This window comes from Streptomyces sp. NBC_00193 (assembly GCF_026342735.1).
GTDB classification, from domain to species: Bacteria; Actinomycetota; Actinomycetes; order Streptomycetales; family Streptomycetaceae; genus Streptomyces; species Streptomyces stoeckheimensis.
Genome location: NZ_JAPEMM010000001.1, coordinates 1,128,488 through 1,144,064 on the forward strand (window position 1 = coordinate 1,128,488; position 15,577 = coordinate 1,144,064).

Below are 15,577 nucleotides of genomic sequence, written 5' to 3' on the forward strand. Positions count from 1 at the left end.
CCCGTCCGGGCCCCACCCCTGCCGAGCGTACGCCGCCGTCGCGGGCGCCGCCCTCGCAGGCGCCGCCGCCCGCGTCAGGCGGCGGTCAGTGCTCCTCGAAGTCGGCCGCGGCCACCCGGAGCGGGCGCAGGAGCGCGAAGATCTCCCCGCACTCCTCGGCGTCGTAGGCGCCCAGCCCGAAGTCGATCTCCATCAGCGCCTTCGTGGCCGCCTCGACCACCTCGCGGCCCTTGTCCGTGATCGACGCGAGCGTGCCGCGCCCGTCGTTGGGGTTGGGGCGCCGGGCGACGAGCCCGGACTTCACCAGCCGGTCCACTGTGTTCGTCACCGACGTCGGATGCACCATCAGCCGCTCGCCGATCTTCGACATCGGCAGTTCACCGGCCTTGGAGAAGGTCAGCAGCACCAGCGCCTCGTAGCGCGCGAAGGTCAGGCCGTACGGCTTGACGACCGCGTCGACCTCGCCGAGCAGGATCTGGTGCGCCCTCATGATCGAGGTGATCGCGGCCATCGAGGGCACGGGACCCCAGCGCTGCTGCCAGAGTTCGTCGGCGCGGGCGATGGGGTCGAAGGGAAGGCTGAGCGGTTTCGGCACGCACCAGACCCTACCGGGCGGTCATTTGGCCGCGGGAACCGTCTCACGCCTCGGCCCGGCATCCCTGGGCCGTCTCTTTCGGATCTTGCCGGTCAGGCCCGGGGAGCGTCCGTCCGGCGCACCTCGGCGAGCAGCAACAGGACGACCCCGGTGCCGAGTACCGCCGCCGACGCGACGACCACGTGGACGGGCAGGAACTCCGCCGCGACTCCGGCGAGCGCCATGCCGACGCCCTGAAGGGTCATCAGCCCGGTGCTGAGCAGGGTCATCGCCCGGCCGCGCAGCTCCTCGGGGACGGCCTCGACGTACCACTGGTCGAGCCCGAGGGTGTACGCGTGGGCCAGCCCGGCCAGCACGAGCGTGCCCCACAGGAGCGGCAGGCCGGGCCGGACGGCGTACGCGAGCAGCGGCAGCAGCGAGACGGCCGCGAGCGGGGCCGTGATCCGCGAACGCGTTCGGGCGGTGAGCGCGGAACCCGCCCACACCTCCCCGGCGATGGCCCCGACGGGCATCGCGCACATCAGCAGCCCGAGCCCGGCGGTGGAGACGCCGAGGCCGGTGGCGTACGGGGTCAGCAGCGCCTCGGGCACGACCACGAACAGCGGCGGCAGCCAGGACAGCAGGGTGAGGGCCCGCAGCCGGCGGTGGCCCAGGACGGCGCGCAGCCCGGCGAGCGGGGAACCCCGGTCCGGCCGCCACCCGGCGCCCGCACTGCGGGCGGGCCGCGCCCGGGTGCCCAGGCGCAGCAGGGCCGCGGAGCCGAGGAACCCGGCGGCCGTGAGGAGGATGGCCCCGCGCGGGGCCAGCACGGTGAGCAGCAGGCCGCCGAGCCCGAAGCCGATGAGCTGGGCGCTCTGCGCCACCATGCGCAGCAGCGAGCGGCCCAGGACGTACGCGTCGCCTGCGCCGAGGACGTCGGCGAGGGAGGCGCTGCGGGTGCCCTGGAACAGCGGCGCGACGAAGGCCATCGCGCAGCGCAGTACGAGGAGCAGCGCGACGGGGGTGCCGGGCGCGGCCATGGCCGCCGCGCAGGCCGCGCAGACGAGGTCGCAGCCGACGAGCACGCGACGGGCGGGCATCCGGTCGGCCAGCGGCGCGAGGAGGGTGCCGCCGAGGGCGTAGGGGAGGAAGCCGAGGGCGAAGGTGAGCGCGCTCAGCAGGGGGGAGCCGGTGGCGCGGTAGACGAGGACGGTGAGGGAGATCTCGGCGATGACGACGCCGAGCACGGACAACAGGTGCGCGGCGAAGACCGGCCGGAACTCCCCGACCCGGAAGACGCCCCGGTACCCGACGGCCTCCGCCGCGCCCTGGCCGGGGTCGGCTCCGGGAGCGGCGGCTGCCGGAGCCCGGCCCGGAACGGACCCGCCCGGAACGGGGGCGGACCCGGGGGTGGCGTCAGCGGACGGGTCCCGGCCAGGCGCGCCGGGGCCGGTGGCGGTGGTCGCCGGGGACGGGGACGGCTCTGCGGTGCTCATACGGTGCACCCTGGCGGCGCCTAGGCTGGGGTACCAGAGATTCGCCCCCACCCGAATCACCCACCATCCGACCGGACGGCCCGGCGGGCTCGATACCCCCGCAGCCCGACGCCCAGGGAGCCGGCACCCCGGCCCGGTAGCCCGACAGCCCGTCATCCGCCCCGCTCACCTCACCCGGCGCCTCGCCCGGAGCCCCGCAGGCCGGCCCGGTAGCCCGGCTGCTCGTGGCCCCCGGCCCGGCACCCCGTCGCCCGCCCGGCCCGCCGGCACCGCCCCACCCCGACCCCGCCCCACCCCCGGAGGGACCCGTGCCGTTCCACTTCCGTTTCGGTCCTGCCGATCTGCTGCGCTGCCGGTTCTCGATCTCGCCCCGCTGGGAGACCCAGGAGGCCGTACGGGTCCTGCTGGACCAGCGCCGCCACGCCTACCACCTGCCCTGGCTCCGCGGGATCCGCACGGCGGCCGCCGGGCTGGACCTGCGGCCGCTGTGGCTGCTGATGCCGCGCACGGGACACAATCCGGACTTCCTCAGCCCGCCGCCGACGGGCCCGTCGGTCACCTTCGAGGAGGAGCTCGCACGGGTCCGGGCCGCCGATCCGCAGGAGGCGCGGGAGGACCTGCGGCGCTCCCTCGTCTGCACCCCGGGCGCACTGGAGAGCGAGGCCGGCCGGCGGATGCTGGCGGACCCGGAGCGGGCGGTCCAGGAGCTGGCCGACCTCTACGAGCAGGCCTGGCGGGCGCTGGTCGCCCCGCACTGGCCCCGGCTGCGCGCCCTGCTGGAGGCGGACATCCTGTTCCACTCCCGGCGGCTGGCCGCGGGCGGGCTGGAGGCCCTCTTCGACGGCCTCCACCCGGATCTGAGCTGGTCGGGGAACACCCTCAGCATCGCCCGCCGGGGCCACCACGACCGCTCCCTCGACGGCCAGGGCCTCCTCCTCATGCCGAGCGCCTTCGTCTGGCCGGAGGTGGTGGGCGGCTACGACCCGCCGTGGCAGCCCACCCTGGTGTACCCGGCCCGGGGCATCGGCGCCCTCTGGACCGCCCCCGCGGGCCCGGCCCCCCGGGCCCTGGCCCGCCTCCTGGGCCGCGCCCGCGCCGACGTCCTGTGCGCCCTGACGGAGCCGGCCTCGACCACCGCCCTGGCCCACCGCCTGTCCCTGGCCCCCTCGACGGTCTCGGCCCACCTGAAGACCCTCCAGCAGGCCGGCCTCCTCATCCCCTCCCGCCACGGCCACCAGATCCTCTACGAACGCACCCCCCTGGCCATCGCCCTGACCGGGGGTTCCGAATCCAGCCCACCGGGGCAATCCAACCCCTCCGGGGCACATCCAACCCCTCCGGCGTTTGAGGAGCGGGGGTCCGGGGGCGGAGCCCCCGAAGCGGTCCGGGCGCAGCCCGGGGAACGGCGGAAGGGCGGGTAGGGGACCAAGCCCCCCACAGCAGCACCCGTACGCACGCGGCGCTGTCACACCCCACCCCACCTGCCCCCATGTCACGATGACCCGGCCCGCAGCCGCCCGCCCCTTCGCCCCGAGGAAGCCGGATGCCAGCCCCCCGCAGCCGCCCCGCCACCCTCCTCACCCTGGCCCTCGCCCTCACGGCGGCAGCCGCCTGCACGCCCGCCCCCACCGCCCAGCCGGAATCCGCACCGCCCCACCACCAGGCAGGGGTCGGCCTGGTCGACGAGTCCCCGTTCTGGGTGGACCCGCAGAGCGACGCCGCCCGCCAGGTCGCCGCCTGGGAGGCGCAGGGCCGCAACAGCGACGCCCAGGTGCTGCGCCGCATCGCCGACCGGCCGATGGCCCTGTGGGGCCCGGCCGGTGACCCCGGCCCGGAGATCCGCCGGGCCAGGGCGAGCGCCCGTACGGCCGGCCGCACGCTGGTCCTCGTCGCGTACAACATCCCGTACCGGGACTGCGGGCAGCACTCGGCGGGCGGCGCCCGGGACGCCGCCGCGTACCGGAGCTGGATCGGCGCCTTCGCCGACAACATCGCCGATACGAAGGCCCTGGTGGTCCTGGAGCCGGACGCGGTCCCGCACCTCGTGGACGGCTGCACCCAGGCCGGCCACCGCGACGAGCGGCTGCAGCTGCTCTCCGAGGCCGTCGACCGGCTCAAGCGCAACAAGAACACCAAGGTCTACCTGGACGCCGGGAACCCGGCGTGGATCCCGGACCCGAAGAAGCTGGTAGATCCCCTCTACAAGGCGGGGCTGGACCGCGCCGACGGCTTCTCCCTCAACGTCTCCAACTTCCAGCCCAGCTCGGCCGGCCGGGAGTACGGCGCCGCCCTCTCCAAGGCCACCAAGGGCAAGCACTTCGTCATCGACACCAGCCGCAACGGCGACGGCCCGCTCCAGGGCGACCGCAGCCAGGCCTGGTGCAACCCGCCGGGCCGGGCGCTGGGCACACCGCCGACCGACGGGACGGGCGACCCGCTCGTGGACGCGTACCTCTGGGTCAAGCGGCCGGGCGAATCGGACGGCACCTGCCGCGGCGGCCCCCCGGCCGGGACCTGGTGGCCGGACTACGCCCTGGGCCTGGCCCGCCGGGCCACCGACTAGCGCGGCACGGTCCCGGCCCTAACTCAGCCAGCCGTCCCGCGACGCCGGTGACGGCGGTGACACCGGCGGCTCCGGGTCCGGAGCCGGCCGCACCCGGATCCACTTCGCCACCGACGGGGTCCCGTCCGCGTCCGTCACGAACAGCATGTACCAGCCGGGCGGCACCAGCGTCGGGTCCGCCGGCACGGCGACCGTCACCGTGTCGGCGGTCTTCTCCAGCCCGAGCTCGATCGAGCGCTGCTCCACGTCGGTGGTGTGCGTCACCGCGCTCGGCCGCATCAGCCGGGCCCGCTGGATCCGCTCCGCCTTCGGCGCCCGGAAGGCGGCGCGACCCCCGAGCCCGACCTCCTCGGGCCCCTCGCCCAGCACCGGCCGCAGCGCCGGGTCCCGGTGCAGGTACGGCGGGCTGTACACCTCCAGCCGGTGTTCGAACCTGCCCAGCCTGGTGTTGTCCTTGTCCGCGAAGAGCGGGTCGGAGCCGAAGGTCGCCACCCGCCCGTCGGGCAGCAGCAGCGCCTCGGAGTGGTAGTTGCGCCCGACCTTGGGGGCCGCGGCGGCGACGAAGGTGTCGGTGCGCGGGTAGTAGAACTGCGCCTTGCGGATATCGCTGGCGCCCCGGCCGCGGTAGTCGGCGGAGCCGCCCGTGGTGAAGACGGAGTCGTCGGGCAGCAGCACGCTGCTGAGGTAGCGAACCCCCTGCGGCAGCCGGGCCGTCGACCGGAAGACGGGCACCTCCGCCTTGAGGTCCACGACCGCCGTGCGGTCCGTGGACAGCCTGGACTCGCCGACTCCGCCGCCGCCGAGCACCATCACCTTCTGGTCCTGGGCCGGGGGGAGCAGGACGGACGAGGAGGTCTCCAGCTGGTCGGGGTCGGCGAGTCCGCCGACCTTGCGGTACTCGTTCGTCGCCAGGTCCCACACGCCCGGCTCGCGGCCCTTGCCCTTGGGCCCGTAGCCCGCGTTGGAGCCGGTGTAGAGCAGTTTGCCGCCCTGGGTGAGGAAGAGGGCGGGGTAGGTCGGGAAGTAGCGGAAGGGCCCCTTGGACCACTTCTTGGTCTTCGGGTCGTAGTACTCGTTGTCGCCGGGGACGACGTCGCCCACGTCGTTGAGCCCGGACACCGCGAGGACCCGCCCGTCCTGGAGGCCCACCAGGGTCGGGTACCAGCGGGCGTCCTTCATCGGGTCGACCGGTACGTACTTCTCCGCCAGGGGGTCGAACTCGTAGGCGGACTTGATGCCCTGGAAGTCCTGCTTGCCGGCGCTGAGCCGCTCCGCGAGCCCGTAGACGTTGGCGGCGTCCTTGCCGGTGAGCCCGGCCACGGTGTACTGGGCGGCCTGGGTCGTCAGCCCCGCGGCGCCCTCCCGGACCGCTTCCACGAAGACGCGGGCCTCCGCGGCGACCACCTTGGTCTTCCACGGCATCATCTGCCCGCCGCGCCCGTAGACGATCTCGAACCGCCGGGTGGCCTTGGGGACGGTGACGGCGAACTTCGACACGTACTCGACTCCGGAGGGGGACCGGAAGACGGTGCCCTTCGGCAGTCTGACGGCCTTGTCGGGGCTCTCGTTCTTGACCCGCATGCCGCCGCCGGCCCGGGTGACCTTTCCGCCGAGCACCTCGTAGCGCGCGGTCCCGCCGGCCACCAGGAGCTGTCCGTCGGGGAGCTGACTGTGGCCCGAGCAGAAGAAGTCCTCGGGGGTCGGGATCTTCTTGAAGCTGTCGTCCTTCGGGTCCCACAGCACGGTGGAGAAGGTGCCCTTGTCGAAGTTGCGCTGGTCGTTGCCGGAACCGGCGATCAGCAGCACCTTGCCGGTGCGCAGCAGCGCCGCGTGCATGGCGTTGATCCGGTACTCCTCGGGCAGCCCGATCAGCCCCCAGGAGCCGTACTGGACGCGGTAGCCGGTCCGCCCGATCTTGTACGCGTGGTAGCGGTCCCCGGCGAAGGAGAGCGCGGCGGGCGCGTTGAGCGCGAGCAGAAGGGCGACGGCTCCGGCGCCCAGGGCCGTCTTCTTGAACTGCTTCGAAGGCCGGTACGGCATGGCTCAGTTCCCTCCTGCCGTCTGCGCGAGCGCCTGCCCCGGCTCCTCACCCGGTTCGGGCCCCTCGCCGGGCGCGGACCGGGCCGTGCGGGCGCGCAGCTCCGTCACGGCCCAGACGGCCGGCGGGGCCAGGGTGACGGCCAGGGCGAGGACCGCCCAGATGCGCATGGCCGCGTGGGTGTGCTCGTAGCGCACGGAGGCGGCGAGGGAGACGAGGAGGACGGCGGCCCAGAAGAGGTGGATGCGGAAGGTCGCGAGCCGGTCGGGGCTGGCGACGCGGCCCTTGGGGGTGACGACGAAACGGCCCCGGGTGCGCAGCACCGCCGAGCCGAGCGACTTCAGGTAGACCGGCGCGCAGACGGCCGACATGGCCATGCCGGCGAGCCCGCCGGAGCCCTCCGGCTCGTGGGGCGAGACGTTGTGGCGGCGGTTCCACAGGTACAGGCCGACCTGGAGGGCCGCGGCGTCGGTGTAGAGCATCAGCCAGACCTCGGTGGAGACCTGGGTGCCGGAGGCGCCGAACCAGAGGAACAGCACGCAGCTGAGGACGCCGAGGAGCCAGTTGACGGCGGTCATCGGGTAGTAGACGAGCATCAGGGTGTAGTTGAGCCAGCGGCCCGGGGGCATCCGGAAGCAGCCGCGCCAGTACTGCCGCAGGAGGGTCTCGTACGTCCCCCTCGACCAGCGCAGCTGCTGCGTGAAGAGGTCGGTCCAGGTGCTCGGCCCCTCCCCCACGGCGAGCACGTCGGGGGTGTACACGGACCGCCAGAACCGCCCGGTGCCGGGATTCCGGCTCCGGTGCAGCTCGAAGCCGGTGGCCATGTCCTCGGTGAGGGAGTCGTAGAGCCCGCCGACCTGGCGCAGCGCGCTGATCCGGACGGCGTTGTTGGTGCCGACGAACATGGGGGCGCCGTAGCGGTTTCCCGCGCGCTGGATGAGCGCGTGGAAGAGGTACTGCTGCGACTCGGCGGCCTTGGTGACCGAGGCGGTGTAGTTGCCGTAGACCTGCGGGCCGACGACGAAGGCGATGTCGGGGTCGCGGAAGAAGCCGAGCATCCGCTCCAGGTACTGCGGGAGCGGCACGTGGTCGGTGTCCACGGAGGCGAAGTAGTCGTAGTCCGCGCCGTGCCGGGCGAGCCAGGAGTTGTAGTTGCCGTGCTTGGTCCTCGCCCGGTGGGCCCCCTTGGCCGTGTTCCATTCGGCGACGCCCTTGCGGGTGAAGTGGCGCACGCCGAGCGCGGCGCACAGCTCCCTGGCCCCGGGGTCGTCGCCCTCGTCGAGGAGCCAGACGTCGAGCGGCCCGTCGTGCCGGACGGCCACGGCCCCGCGCAGGGTGGCGGCCGCCATGGAGAGCGGTTCCTTGCCGGGGACGTAGGTGGTGAGGAAGGCGACGCGGGTGCCGGGCTCGGCGGGGACCGGGACGGGGTCCCGGGCGACCATCGTGGCGTGGGCGATCGAGACCACGTTGACCACCATGAAGAGCATGATCAGGGCGACGGATCCGAGCATCACGGCGTCGAGCCGGACGAGCCAGCCCTCGCCGCCCTCCCGGACCGTCCGGTGCGTGGGCCAGACGAGGTAGAGCAGCAGCCCGACGGCGGCGACGGGGGCGAGCGTCATGAGGGCGACGGCCCGTATTCGGGTCCGGAGGTCCTCGCGCGCGAGCAGGGAGCGGTACCTCACGCGGTAGGCGACGGCGGGATCCGGCTCCTCGCAGGGTCCGGCCAGCCGGCTGTGGGTCTCGTAGTCGAAGGCTTCCTGGGCTTCCTGCCGCACGGTTCCTCCAGGCGCTCGAAACCGAGGTACGTATCCCCACGAAAGGGGAGATACCTCGGCCTGTCGAACTGGATGCCGCCACCCGGGCGGTTCCGATCCGTGCCCTGCCGGCCAGGGCCGAACGGGTCACCGCACCGGAAGATCCGGACTCCCGGGCCCCGTACGCACCCCTCAGCCGGCCCGTCCGCCGAGCAGGATGCCGCGTCCGGCGTAGAACCGGTCCAGGTCGGCCCAGGGGACGGGCGCGTACTGCTGGGAGCCGTCGGGGAAGCCGGAGGGATTGTGCACCAGGACGGCCTCGTCGGTGGCCCCGACGGCGAGCACCAGGTGGCCGCCCCTGGCCTCGGCCGCGGGGGCCGCGGTACGGATCGACCAGTGCACCGACAGCATCGCCAGACCGCCCGCGGCGAGCGTGTCCCGGACGGCCTGGTGGTCCAGTACGGGCACCGAGCGGGCGTCCAGGCCCCAGCGGGCGTTCACGTACTCGGCGAACGGCCGGTAGATCAGCCCCTGCACGGCGTCCCCGTCCCGCACGTACGCCCCGGCCCCGCAGAGCTCCTTCACCAGCTCCACCGACGGCGGCACCGGGAGCTCCAGCCGCCCCAGCACCATCCGCAGGCAGGCCACTCCGCACATCCGGGGCGCCCAGAAGGCGTACTCCTCGGGCGAGTCCGCCCCGGACCCGGCCCACAGCGGATCCCGGGCCGCGTCGGCACCCGCGACGAACTCGGGCACCAGCGCGGCGGACTCCCACTGGGAGTAGTACGGGACGGCGTGCTTGATCACGGAGACGGTCATGCCTCCGAAGTCTGCCAGGCCTGGCCACGGCGTAATACGCGTCATACACTGCGATGGTGGCCAAGACCAGGATCAGCATCAGCCTCGAGCAGGAGCAGGCCGAGCGCATCAGGCGGCACGCCGAGCGCGCCGGCCTGGACGTCTCCGCGTACCTCGTGCACGCAGCAACGCGGCAGATGGCCGAGACCGAGGCCATAGAGGAACAGTTCGCCGACGTGGACGCCTTGATCGCGGCGGCCGAAGCCGAGGCTGCGAACGCACCGCAGGCGGACGCGGCCGTCCCGGAACTGACGGAGCAGGAACGGCGGGAGGTCGAGGCCGCACTCGGTCTCGTCTACGGGGCGCATCGATCCGGCGCGCGTCCCGGAAAAGCCGCGTGAGCGGGGCGAGGGTCCCCGTCTACGACACCGGGATGCTCATCGCCCTTGCCGACCGCAAGGCCAAAGCGGTCCACCTGCATGAAGCCCTGAAGGAGACCCCGCACCGGGCCCTCGTCCTCGGGCCGGTGCTGGCGCAGGTGTGGCGCCCCCACCCTGCGCTGGTCCATGCGCTGGCCACCACGCTCGGGGACTGCACCGTGCCGCAGGCACGGGCCTCGGCCCCGCCGATGCGCGAGACCAGGGCCGGCCGTCCGGAGTGCATCGCCTGCGCCACGGGCTTCGATCTCGCGGACTGGCGCCGGGTCGGCACCGCCCTGGGGGAAGCCGAACTCCCCCCGAAGAAACGGCCGGACGGGGTGGATGCCGCCGTGGCCCTGGCCGCCGCGAAGCACGGCAGTGCGGTGATCTTCACCAGCGACCCCGAGGACATCGCCGCGCACCTGTCGGTGCTCAATCCGCCCGACGTGCACGTCCACGCCGTGTGAGCCGGTGGATCCCGCGATCCGCTCAGCCCCCGGCGAGGTGGCGTTCCACCGTTTCCATCTTGGACGTCATGCCGTCCGTGACGCCGGGGCGGATGTCGGCCTTGAGGACGAAGGAGACCCGGGGGGCGCGCGCCTCCACGGCGGCCACCGCGCGCTTGACCACGTCCATCACCTCGTCCCACTCGCCCTCGATGGTGGTGAACATGGCGTCCGTGTGGTTCGGCAGCCCCGATGCGCGGACGACGCGGACCGCGTCGGCCACGTACTCGCCGACCTCTTCGCCGACGCCCAGCGGGGTCACCGAGAACGCGATCATCATGCGCGGGCCGCCTCACGGGCACGGGCGGCGAGCACGCCGGCCGACTCGTCCCGCTTGAGCACCCGGTCGCCGTAGAGCCCGCCGAAGGGGACCAGCGCCAGCAGGAAGAAGAGGGCGACCTTCTTCAGGGGCCACTTCGCCTTGAACCAGACGTCCAGCAGGAAGACGCCGTAGATGACGAACAGGATCCCGTGGATGACGCCGAGCGGCATCATCAGGTAGTCGATGTCCGAGATCCGGCTCAGCACCGAGCCGAAGATCAGCAGCGCCGGGAACGAGAGCGCCTCCGGTACGGAGATGAGGCGCAGCCGGTGCAGGGCGGAAGCGGTCTTGATGTCCACGTGGAACCTTCGGGGTGGATGCCGGGGGTCCGTCCCAGTGTCTCAGCCGCCCCGGGCGATCTTGGCGCGGGGCCCGGGGGTCCCGGCGGACCGGGGTGTACCGGGACGGTTCGGGACGGATATCGGCCAACGGGCCCTGTTCGGTGCCGCCCGCTGCCGATAACGTCTTCCCGTGGCTCAGTTCCGACTCCAAGGCAGCAAGGTGCTCGCCGTCGACCTGACCGGGGACGCCGTGAAAGCGAAAAACGGCTCCATGGTCGCGTACGACGGCCAGATGGCCTTCAAGAAGATGACCGGCGGCGGCGAAGGCCTCCGCGGAATGGTGACCCGGCGGCTCACCGGCGAGCAGATGACCGTGATGGAAGTGCAGGGTCACGGCACCTGCTTCTTCGCCGACCGGGCGAGTGAGATCAATCTGGTCAATCTGCGCGGCGAGAAGCTGTACGTCGAGTCCAGCAACCTGCTGTGCACCGACGCCGGTCTGCGCACCGGCACCACCTTCACCGGCCTGCGCGGTGCTACGACGGGCAACGGCCTGTTCACCACGACCGTCGAGGGCAGCGGGCAGGCGGCGATCATGTCCGACGGCCCGGCGGTGGTGCTGCGCGTCAGCTCCCAGTACCCGCTCTCCGTCGACCCGGGTGCGTACATCGCGCACACCGGGAACCTCCAGCAGTCCTTCCAGTCCGGTGTGAACTTCCGCACTCTGATCGGCGAGGGCTCCGGCGAGGCGTTCCAGATCCGCTTCGAGGGCGAGGGCCTGGTGTACGTGCAGCCCAGCGAGCGCAACACCATCGGGGGCGACGTCTGATGCCGTTCCGCGAGATCAACTCGAAGATGGTCGAGGCCCAGGTCGTACCGGGGCAGAAGATGTACAGCCAGCGCGGCGCGATGCTCGCGTACCGCGGCGAGGTCTCCTTCACCCCGAGCCTGACCGGCGGCCAGGGCGGCGTGATGGGCATGATCGGGCGCCGCGTGGCGAACGAGCAGACCCCGCTGATGGAGGTCGAGGGCAGCGGCACCGTGATGTTCGGCCACGGCGGCCACCACATCCAGGTGATCAGCCTCACCGGCGAGACGCTCTACGTGGAGGCCGACCGGCTGCTCGCCTTCGACGGCACCCTGCAGCAGGGCACGATGTTCATGGGCGCGCAGGGCGGGGTCATGGGCATGGTGCGCGGCCAGGTGACCGGGCAGGGCCTGTTCACCACCACCCTCAAGGGCCACGGCTCGGTGGCCGTGATGGCCCACGGCGGGGTCATCGAGCTGCCGATCCACCCCAACCGCCCGATCCACGTGGACCCGCAGGCCTACGTCGCCCACCACGGCGAGGTCCGCAACAAGCTGTCCACGGCGCTGGGCTGGCGGGACATGGTCGGACGCGGCTCGGGCGAGGCGTTCCAGCTGGAACTGTCCGGCCAGGGCGCGGTGTACGTACAGGCTTCGGAGGAAAAGCTGTGAACTTTGGTCCCGTGACCGGTGGACCGGGAGGTCCGACCGTCTTCGACCCGTACACCCTGCCGTCCGACGACAACGTCAACGCCTACACCTTCTGCGTGGAGCTCAAGGGGAGCCAGTGGTTCCTGCAGAAGGGCAAGATGATCGCCTACTACGGGCGCATCGAGTTCAACGGCATCGGCCACGGCCGGTTCGACCGGCTGCTGCGCACCAGCTTCCACTCGCCGCTGCACGCGAGCGACTGGGTGGTGGCCGAGGGGCAGGGCAAGATGCTGCTGGCCGACCGGGCCTTCGACGTGAACTCGTACGACCTGGACAACGGCAACCTGACCATCCGGTCGGGCAACCTGCTCGCGTACCAGCCCTCGCTGGCGCTCAAGCAGTCGATCGTCCCGGGCTTCCTCACCCTGATCGGCACGGGGAAGTTCGTGGCGGCCTCCAGCGGTCCGGTGGTGTTCATGGAGCCGCCGCTGCGGGTGGATCCGCAGGCGCTGGTGGGGTGGGCGGACTGCCCCTCTCCGTGCCACCACTACGACCACGGGTACATGTCGGGCGTGATCGGCGGCCTGCGCTCGCTGACGGGCATCGGGGGCTCTTCGGGCGAGGAGCACCAGTTCGAGTTCGTGGGTGCGGGTACGGTGCTTCTCCAGTCCTCGGAGATGCTGATGCCGGAGCAGGCGGTCGGGGCCGTGGGCGCCGGGGCGGCCGCGGGTCAGGCGCAGGGCGTTCCCGGCCAGGGCCAGGGTCCGCTGGGGCAGCTCGGCGTACCGCGGATGCCGGGGCAGCTGGGTGATATCCAGCGGCGCTTCGGGCTGTAGGAAACCTCTCACCGCGCAGTATTTCTCTCACCGCGCAGTATTTTTGTACGCAATTCAACTTCTTAGGTAGAGTTCTTTCATGGAGACCATCGAGACCGAGGCGGCCACCCCCTGGCTGAACGACGCCGAGCAGTGCGCCTGGCGCACCCACCTGGACGTCAGCAGACTGCTGTCCCACCAGCTGGAAAAGGACCTCCAGCCGTTCGGGCTCACCAACAACGACTACGAGATCCTCGTGAACCTCTCCGAATCCGAGGAACACCGGATGCGGATGAGCGACCTCGCGACGTCGACCCTGCAGTCCAAGAGCCGGCTCTCCCACCAGATCACCCGCATGGAATCGGCGGGCCTCGTCCGCCGCGTGAACTGCGAGTCCGACCGCCGCGGGCTCTACGCCGTCCTCACGCCCGAGGGCATGGACACGATGCGCAAGGTCGCCCCGCACCACGTGGCGTCCGTCCGCCGCCACTTCATCGACCTGCTCCCGCCGGAAGCCCTCGCAGCGCTGCGCGCCGCGCTCACTCCGGTCGCCGAGCACCTGCGCGCGGGCCGCGGCAAGGCCTGATCCCCGGGCCGGTCCCCGAGCGGCGCTCCTCTGCCGCAGGCCGGAGAATGGGCGGTAACGCTCGCTCGCCGGCCGCCGCCGAGCAACCGTAAGCGCCATGGCCGGCCTGAGGAGGTCACGCCATGAAGCGCACCCTGTACGTCTCGTCGGCCGCGGCCGCCGCCGTCCTGCTGGTCGCAGGACCGGTGGCGGCCGCCGCCGCGTCCACGGCCGGAGCGGCCACCGGCAGCCTCTCCGCACCGCTGCGCGCCGCGGTCGATGCCGAGGGGGCCGCCGCGGCGGCCCTCAAGAGTCATCCCGGAGTCATCGAGTCGCTCGACAAGGACGGCCCGGTCTGGCACGTGAACGTGATCGGCAAGGACGGCAGCAACACGGAGCTGCTCGTCACCGCGGCCACGGGAGCGGTCACCGTGGAGAACTCGGACGAGAACGACGACGACGGGGACGAGGACGCCGCCCTGGTCGCCGCGAAGGTCACCGCCCAGCAGGCCATGAAGGCCGCCGTCGCCGCCCATCCCGGCCAGGTCTGGTCGGTGCAGTGGGACGACGATGACGACAACAACACGACCTACTGGGACGTGGAGGTCAAGTCCGGGGGCACCACGACGAACGTCCACGTGGACCCCACGTCCGGCAAGGCCACCGTCTCCCAGTCGGACAACGGCAACGACAACGACGAGAACGACAGCAACGACGACAACGGCTAGGACCCGTCCCGGTCCCGCACGCACGGAAGCCGCACCTCGTGGACGAGGTGCGGCTTCCGTATGTGGTCAGTCAGTGCTCACGGTCAGGCGTTGGGACGCTTTCCGTGGTTGGCCTTCTTCTTCTTGCGGGCTCGCTTCTTGTTGCCGCGCTTCGCCATGAAACCTCCCTGCGTTTGGGGCATTCCGGGCGTTCGCCAGTCTATGACCGGCCCACGGGCTCCGCATCCGGTTCCGCCGGTTACACCGGTTCCGCCGCTTCCGTGAGGGTCGCGAGGAGCGCGTCCGAGGCCGCGTACGGATCCAGCTCGCCCGCCGCCACCCGCCCGGCCAGGGCGTCCAGGTGGGCGTCGCCGTGCACGTCGGCGAGCCGGGCCCGCAGGGCGGTGATCGCGATCGTTTCCACCTCGCGCGCGGCGCGGGCCGTACGCCGCTGCGCCAGCACCCCGTGCTCGTCCATCCACGCCCGGTGCTTCTCCAGCGCCTCGACCAGCTCGTCGATGCCCGTACCGCGCGCCGCGACCGTCTTCACGATCGGCGGCCGCCAGTCGCCCTTGCCCCGGGACTCCCCCAGGCTCAGCATGTGGTTCAGCTCCCGGGCGGTGGCGTCCGCGCCGTCCCGGTCGGCCTTGTTCACCACGTAGACGTCGCCGATCTCCAGGATGCCCGCCTTCGCGGCCTGGATCCCGTCGCCCATCCCGGGGGCCAGCAGCACCACCGAGGTGTCGGCCTGCGCCGCGATCTCCACCTCCGACTGCCCGACCCCGACCGTCTCGACCAGGATCACCTCGCAGCCGGCCGCGTCCAGCACCCGGATCGCCTGCGGGGCGGACCAGGCGAGTCCGCCCAGGTGGCCGCGGGTGGCCATGGAGCGGATGTAGACCCCCGGGTCGGAGGCGTGGTCCGACATCCGCACCCGGTCGCCGAGCAGCGCGCCCCCGCTGAACGGCGAGGACGGGTCGACGGCCAGGACGCCGACCCGCTTGCCGGCCTGCCGGTACGCGGAGACCAGCGCCGAGGTGGTCGTGGACTTGCCGACGCCCGGGGAGCCGGTGAGGCCCACCACGTACGCGTTGCCCGTGAGCGGCGCCAGCGCCGCCATCACCTCGCGCAGCTGCGGGGACGCCCCCTCGACCAGCGAGATCAGCCGGGCGACCGCTCGCGGCCTGCCCTCACGGGCCTGGGCCACCAGCTGGGGGACGTCCACCGCCGTCATTCTTGCTGCGCTCCTTCGTTCTCACGGGTCCCGCGGGTCTCGTC

General features: G+C 72.5%; 17 protein-coding genes. 9 read left to right on the forward strand and 8 right to left on the reverse strand.

Annotated elements, in window-relative coordinates; genetic code table 11:
• Window positions 1-85 precede the first annotated feature (85 nt).
• Both OG898_RS04595 and OG898_RS04600 read right to left on the reverse strand, forming a co-directional pair.
• Window positions 86-595 (reverse strand): MarR family winged helix-turn-helix transcriptional regulator, encoded by a 510-nt coding sequence (locus OG898_RS04595; protein ID WP_250744772.1) that lies wholly within the window; start codon window positions 593-595, stop codon window positions 86-88.
• Window positions 596-687: 92 nt separating this feature from the next.
• A complete protein-coding gene (locus OG898_RS04600) occupies window positions 688-2,070 on the reverse strand; it encodes an MFS transporter (RefSeq protein ID WP_266955112.1) in 1,383 nt (460 codons plus the stop codon).
• A gap of 308 nt (window positions 2,071-2,378) precedes the next feature.
• On the opposite strand from OG898_RS04600, the gene OG898_RS04605 reads away from it, so the two are divergent.
• Together OG898_RS04605 and OG898_RS04610 are read left to right on the forward strand one after the other, a co-directional pair.
• The gene (locus tag OG898_RS04605) at window positions 2,379-3,491 is read left to right on the forward strand and encodes a DUF5937 family protein (protein ID WP_266955114.1); all 1,113 of its coding nucleotides are present in this window, start codon (window positions 2,379-2,381) and stop codon (window positions 3,489-3,491) included.
• Between the two features lie 122 nt (window positions 3,492-3,613).
• Window positions 3,614-4,633, forward strand: coding sequence for a glycoside hydrolase family 6 protein (locus OG898_RS04610; protein WP_266955116.1), 1,020 nt, complete (start codon window positions 3,614-3,616; stop codon window positions 4,631-4,633).
• 18 nt (window positions 4,634-4,651) lie between these two features.
• On the opposite strand, the gene OG898_RS04615 is transcribed toward OG898_RS04610, so the two are convergent.
• The 3 genes from OG898_RS04615 to OG898_RS04625 all read right to left on the reverse strand — a co-directional run bounded on the left by OG898_RS04615 (window position 4,652) and on the right by OG898_RS04625 (window position 9,247).
• Window positions 4,652-6,673 carry a kelch motif-containing protein gene (locus OG898_RS04615; RefSeq protein WP_250744768.1) on the reverse strand — a complete coding sequence of 674 codons (2,022 nt, stop codon included), beginning with the start codon at window positions 6,671-6,673 and terminating at the stop codon, window positions 4,652-4,654.
• A gap of 3 nt (window positions 6,674-6,676) precedes the next feature.
• Window positions 6,677-8,449: a glycosyltransferase family 2 protein gene (locus OG898_RS04620; protein ID WP_250744767.1), complete on the reverse strand. Its 1,773-nt coding sequence runs from the start codon at window positions 8,447-8,449 to the stop codon at window positions 6,677-6,679.
• A 171-nt stretch (window positions 8,450-8,620) separates the two neighbouring features.
• Window positions 8,621-9,247: a C39 family peptidase gene (locus OG898_RS04625; RefSeq protein ID WP_250744766.1), complete on the reverse strand. Its 627-nt coding sequence runs from the start codon at window positions 9,245-9,247 to the stop codon at window positions 8,621-8,623.
• Window positions 9,248-9,300: 53 nt separating this feature from the next.
• On the opposite strand from OG898_RS04625, the gene OG898_RS04630 reads away from it, so the two are divergent.
• Both OG898_RS04630 and OG898_RS04635 read left to right on the forward strand, forming a co-directional pair.
• The gene (locus OG898_RS04630; RefSeq protein ID WP_266955120.1) at window positions 9,301-9,627 is read left to right on the forward strand and encodes a ribbon-helix-helix protein, CopG family; all 327 of its coding nucleotides are present in this window, start codon (window positions 9,301-9,303) and stop codon (window positions 9,625-9,627) included.
• Entirely contained in the window at window positions 9,624-10,112 is a 489-nt protein-coding gene (locus OG898_RS04635; RefSeq protein ID WP_266955122.1) for a hypothetical protein, read from the forward strand. Before OG898_RS04630 ends, OG898_RS04635 begins: the two co-directional genes overlap by 4 nt.
• 22 nt (window positions 10,113-10,134) lie before the next feature.
• On the opposite strand, the gene OG898_RS04640 is transcribed toward OG898_RS04635, so the two are convergent.
• Window positions 10,135-10,431: an MTH1187 family thiamine-binding protein gene (locus tag OG898_RS04640; protein ID WP_250744763.1), complete on the reverse strand. Its 297-nt coding sequence runs from the start codon at window positions 10,429-10,431 to the stop codon at window positions 10,135-10,137.
• Window positions 10,428-10,772 (reverse strand): DUF3817 domain-containing protein, encoded by a 345-nt coding sequence (locus OG898_RS04645; RefSeq protein WP_250744762.1) that lies wholly within the window; start codon window positions 10,770-10,772, stop codon window positions 10,428-10,430. Before OG898_RS04645 ends, OG898_RS04640 begins: the two co-directional genes overlap by 4 nt.
• Window positions 10,773-10,944: 172 nt before the next feature.
• Between OG898_RS04645 and OG898_RS04650 the strand changes: the two genes are divergently transcribed.
• From OG898_RS04650 to OG898_RS04670, 5 genes are all read left to right on the forward strand, one after another.
• Complete coding sequence (locus tag OG898_RS04650) at window positions 10,945-11,583, forward strand: AIM24 family protein (protein ID WP_250744761.1); 639 nt, start codon at window positions 10,945-10,947, stop codon at window positions 11,581-11,583.
• The gene (locus tag OG898_RS04655) at window positions 11,583-12,233 is read left to right on the forward strand and encodes an AIM24 family protein (RefSeq protein ID WP_250744760.1); all 651 of its coding nucleotides are present in this window, start codon (window positions 11,583-11,585) and stop codon (window positions 12,231-12,233) included. The genes OG898_RS04650 and OG898_RS04655 overlap by 1 nt, the downstream gene beginning before the upstream one ends.
• Before the next feature lie 11 nt (window positions 12,234-12,244).
• Window positions 12,245-13,048, forward strand: coding sequence for an AIM24 family protein (locus OG898_RS04660; RefSeq protein ID WP_250744759.1), 804 nt, complete (start codon window positions 12,245-12,247; stop codon window positions 13,046-13,048).
• Between the two features lie 88 nt (window positions 13,049-13,136).
• Window positions 13,137-13,613, forward strand: coding sequence for a MarR family winged helix-turn-helix transcriptional regulator (locus tag OG898_RS04665; protein ID WP_250744816.1), 477 nt, complete (start codon window positions 13,137-13,139; stop codon window positions 13,611-13,613).
• A 122-nt stretch (window positions 13,614-13,735) separates the two neighbouring features.
• The gene (locus tag OG898_RS04670) at window positions 13,736-14,320 is read left to right on the forward strand and encodes a PepSY domain-containing protein (RefSeq protein WP_250744758.1); all 585 of its coding nucleotides are present in this window, start codon (window positions 13,736-13,738) and stop codon (window positions 14,318-14,320) included.
• A gap of 238 nt (window positions 14,321-14,558) precedes the next feature.
• On the opposite strand, the gene meaB is transcribed toward OG898_RS04670, so the two are convergent.
• Entirely contained in the window at window positions 14,559-15,533 is a 975-nt protein-coding gene (meaB, locus tag OG898_RS04675) for a methylmalonyl Co-A mutase-associated GTPase MeaB (protein WP_266955126.1), read from the reverse strand.
• Between the last annotated feature and the right edge of the window lie 44 nt (window positions 15,534-15,577).

Coding starts and splice junctions, on each gene's coding strand:
- OG898_RS04670 (WP_250744758.1), top strand. CDS start 13,736: ATGAAGCGCACCCTGTACGTCTCGTCGGCCGCGGCCGCCGCCGTCCTG.
- OG898_RS04610 (WP_266955116.1), top strand. CDS start 3,614: ATGCCAGCCCCCCGCAGCCGCCCCGCCACCCTCCTCACCCTGGCCCTC.
- OG898_RS04655 (WP_250744760.1), top strand. CDS start 11,583: ATGCCGTTCCGCGAGATCAACTCGAAGATGGTCGAGGCCCAGGTCGTA.
- OG898_RS04630 (WP_266955120.1), top strand. CDS start 9,301: ATGGTGGCCAAGACCAGGATCAGCATCAGCCTCGAGCAGGAGCAGGCC.
- OG898_RS04600 (WP_266955112.1), bottom strand. CDS start 2,070: ATGAGCACCGCAGAGCCGTCCCCGTCCCCGGCGACCACCGCCACCGGC.
- OG898_RS04615 (WP_250744768.1), bottom strand. CDS start 6,673: ATGCCGTACCGGCCTTCGAAGCAGTTCAAGAAGACGGCCCTGGGCGCC.
- OG898_RS04625 (WP_250744766.1), bottom strand. CDS start 9,247: ATGACCGTCTCCGTGATCAAGCACGCCGTCCCGTACTACTCCCAGTGG.
- meaB (WP_266955126.1), bottom strand. CDS start 15,533: ATGACGGCGGTGGACGTCCCCCAGCTGGTGGCCCAGGCCCGTGAGGGC.
- OG898_RS04640 (WP_250744763.1), bottom strand. CDS start 10,431: ATGATGATCGCGTTCTCGGTGACCCCGCTGGGCGTCGGCGAAGAGGTC.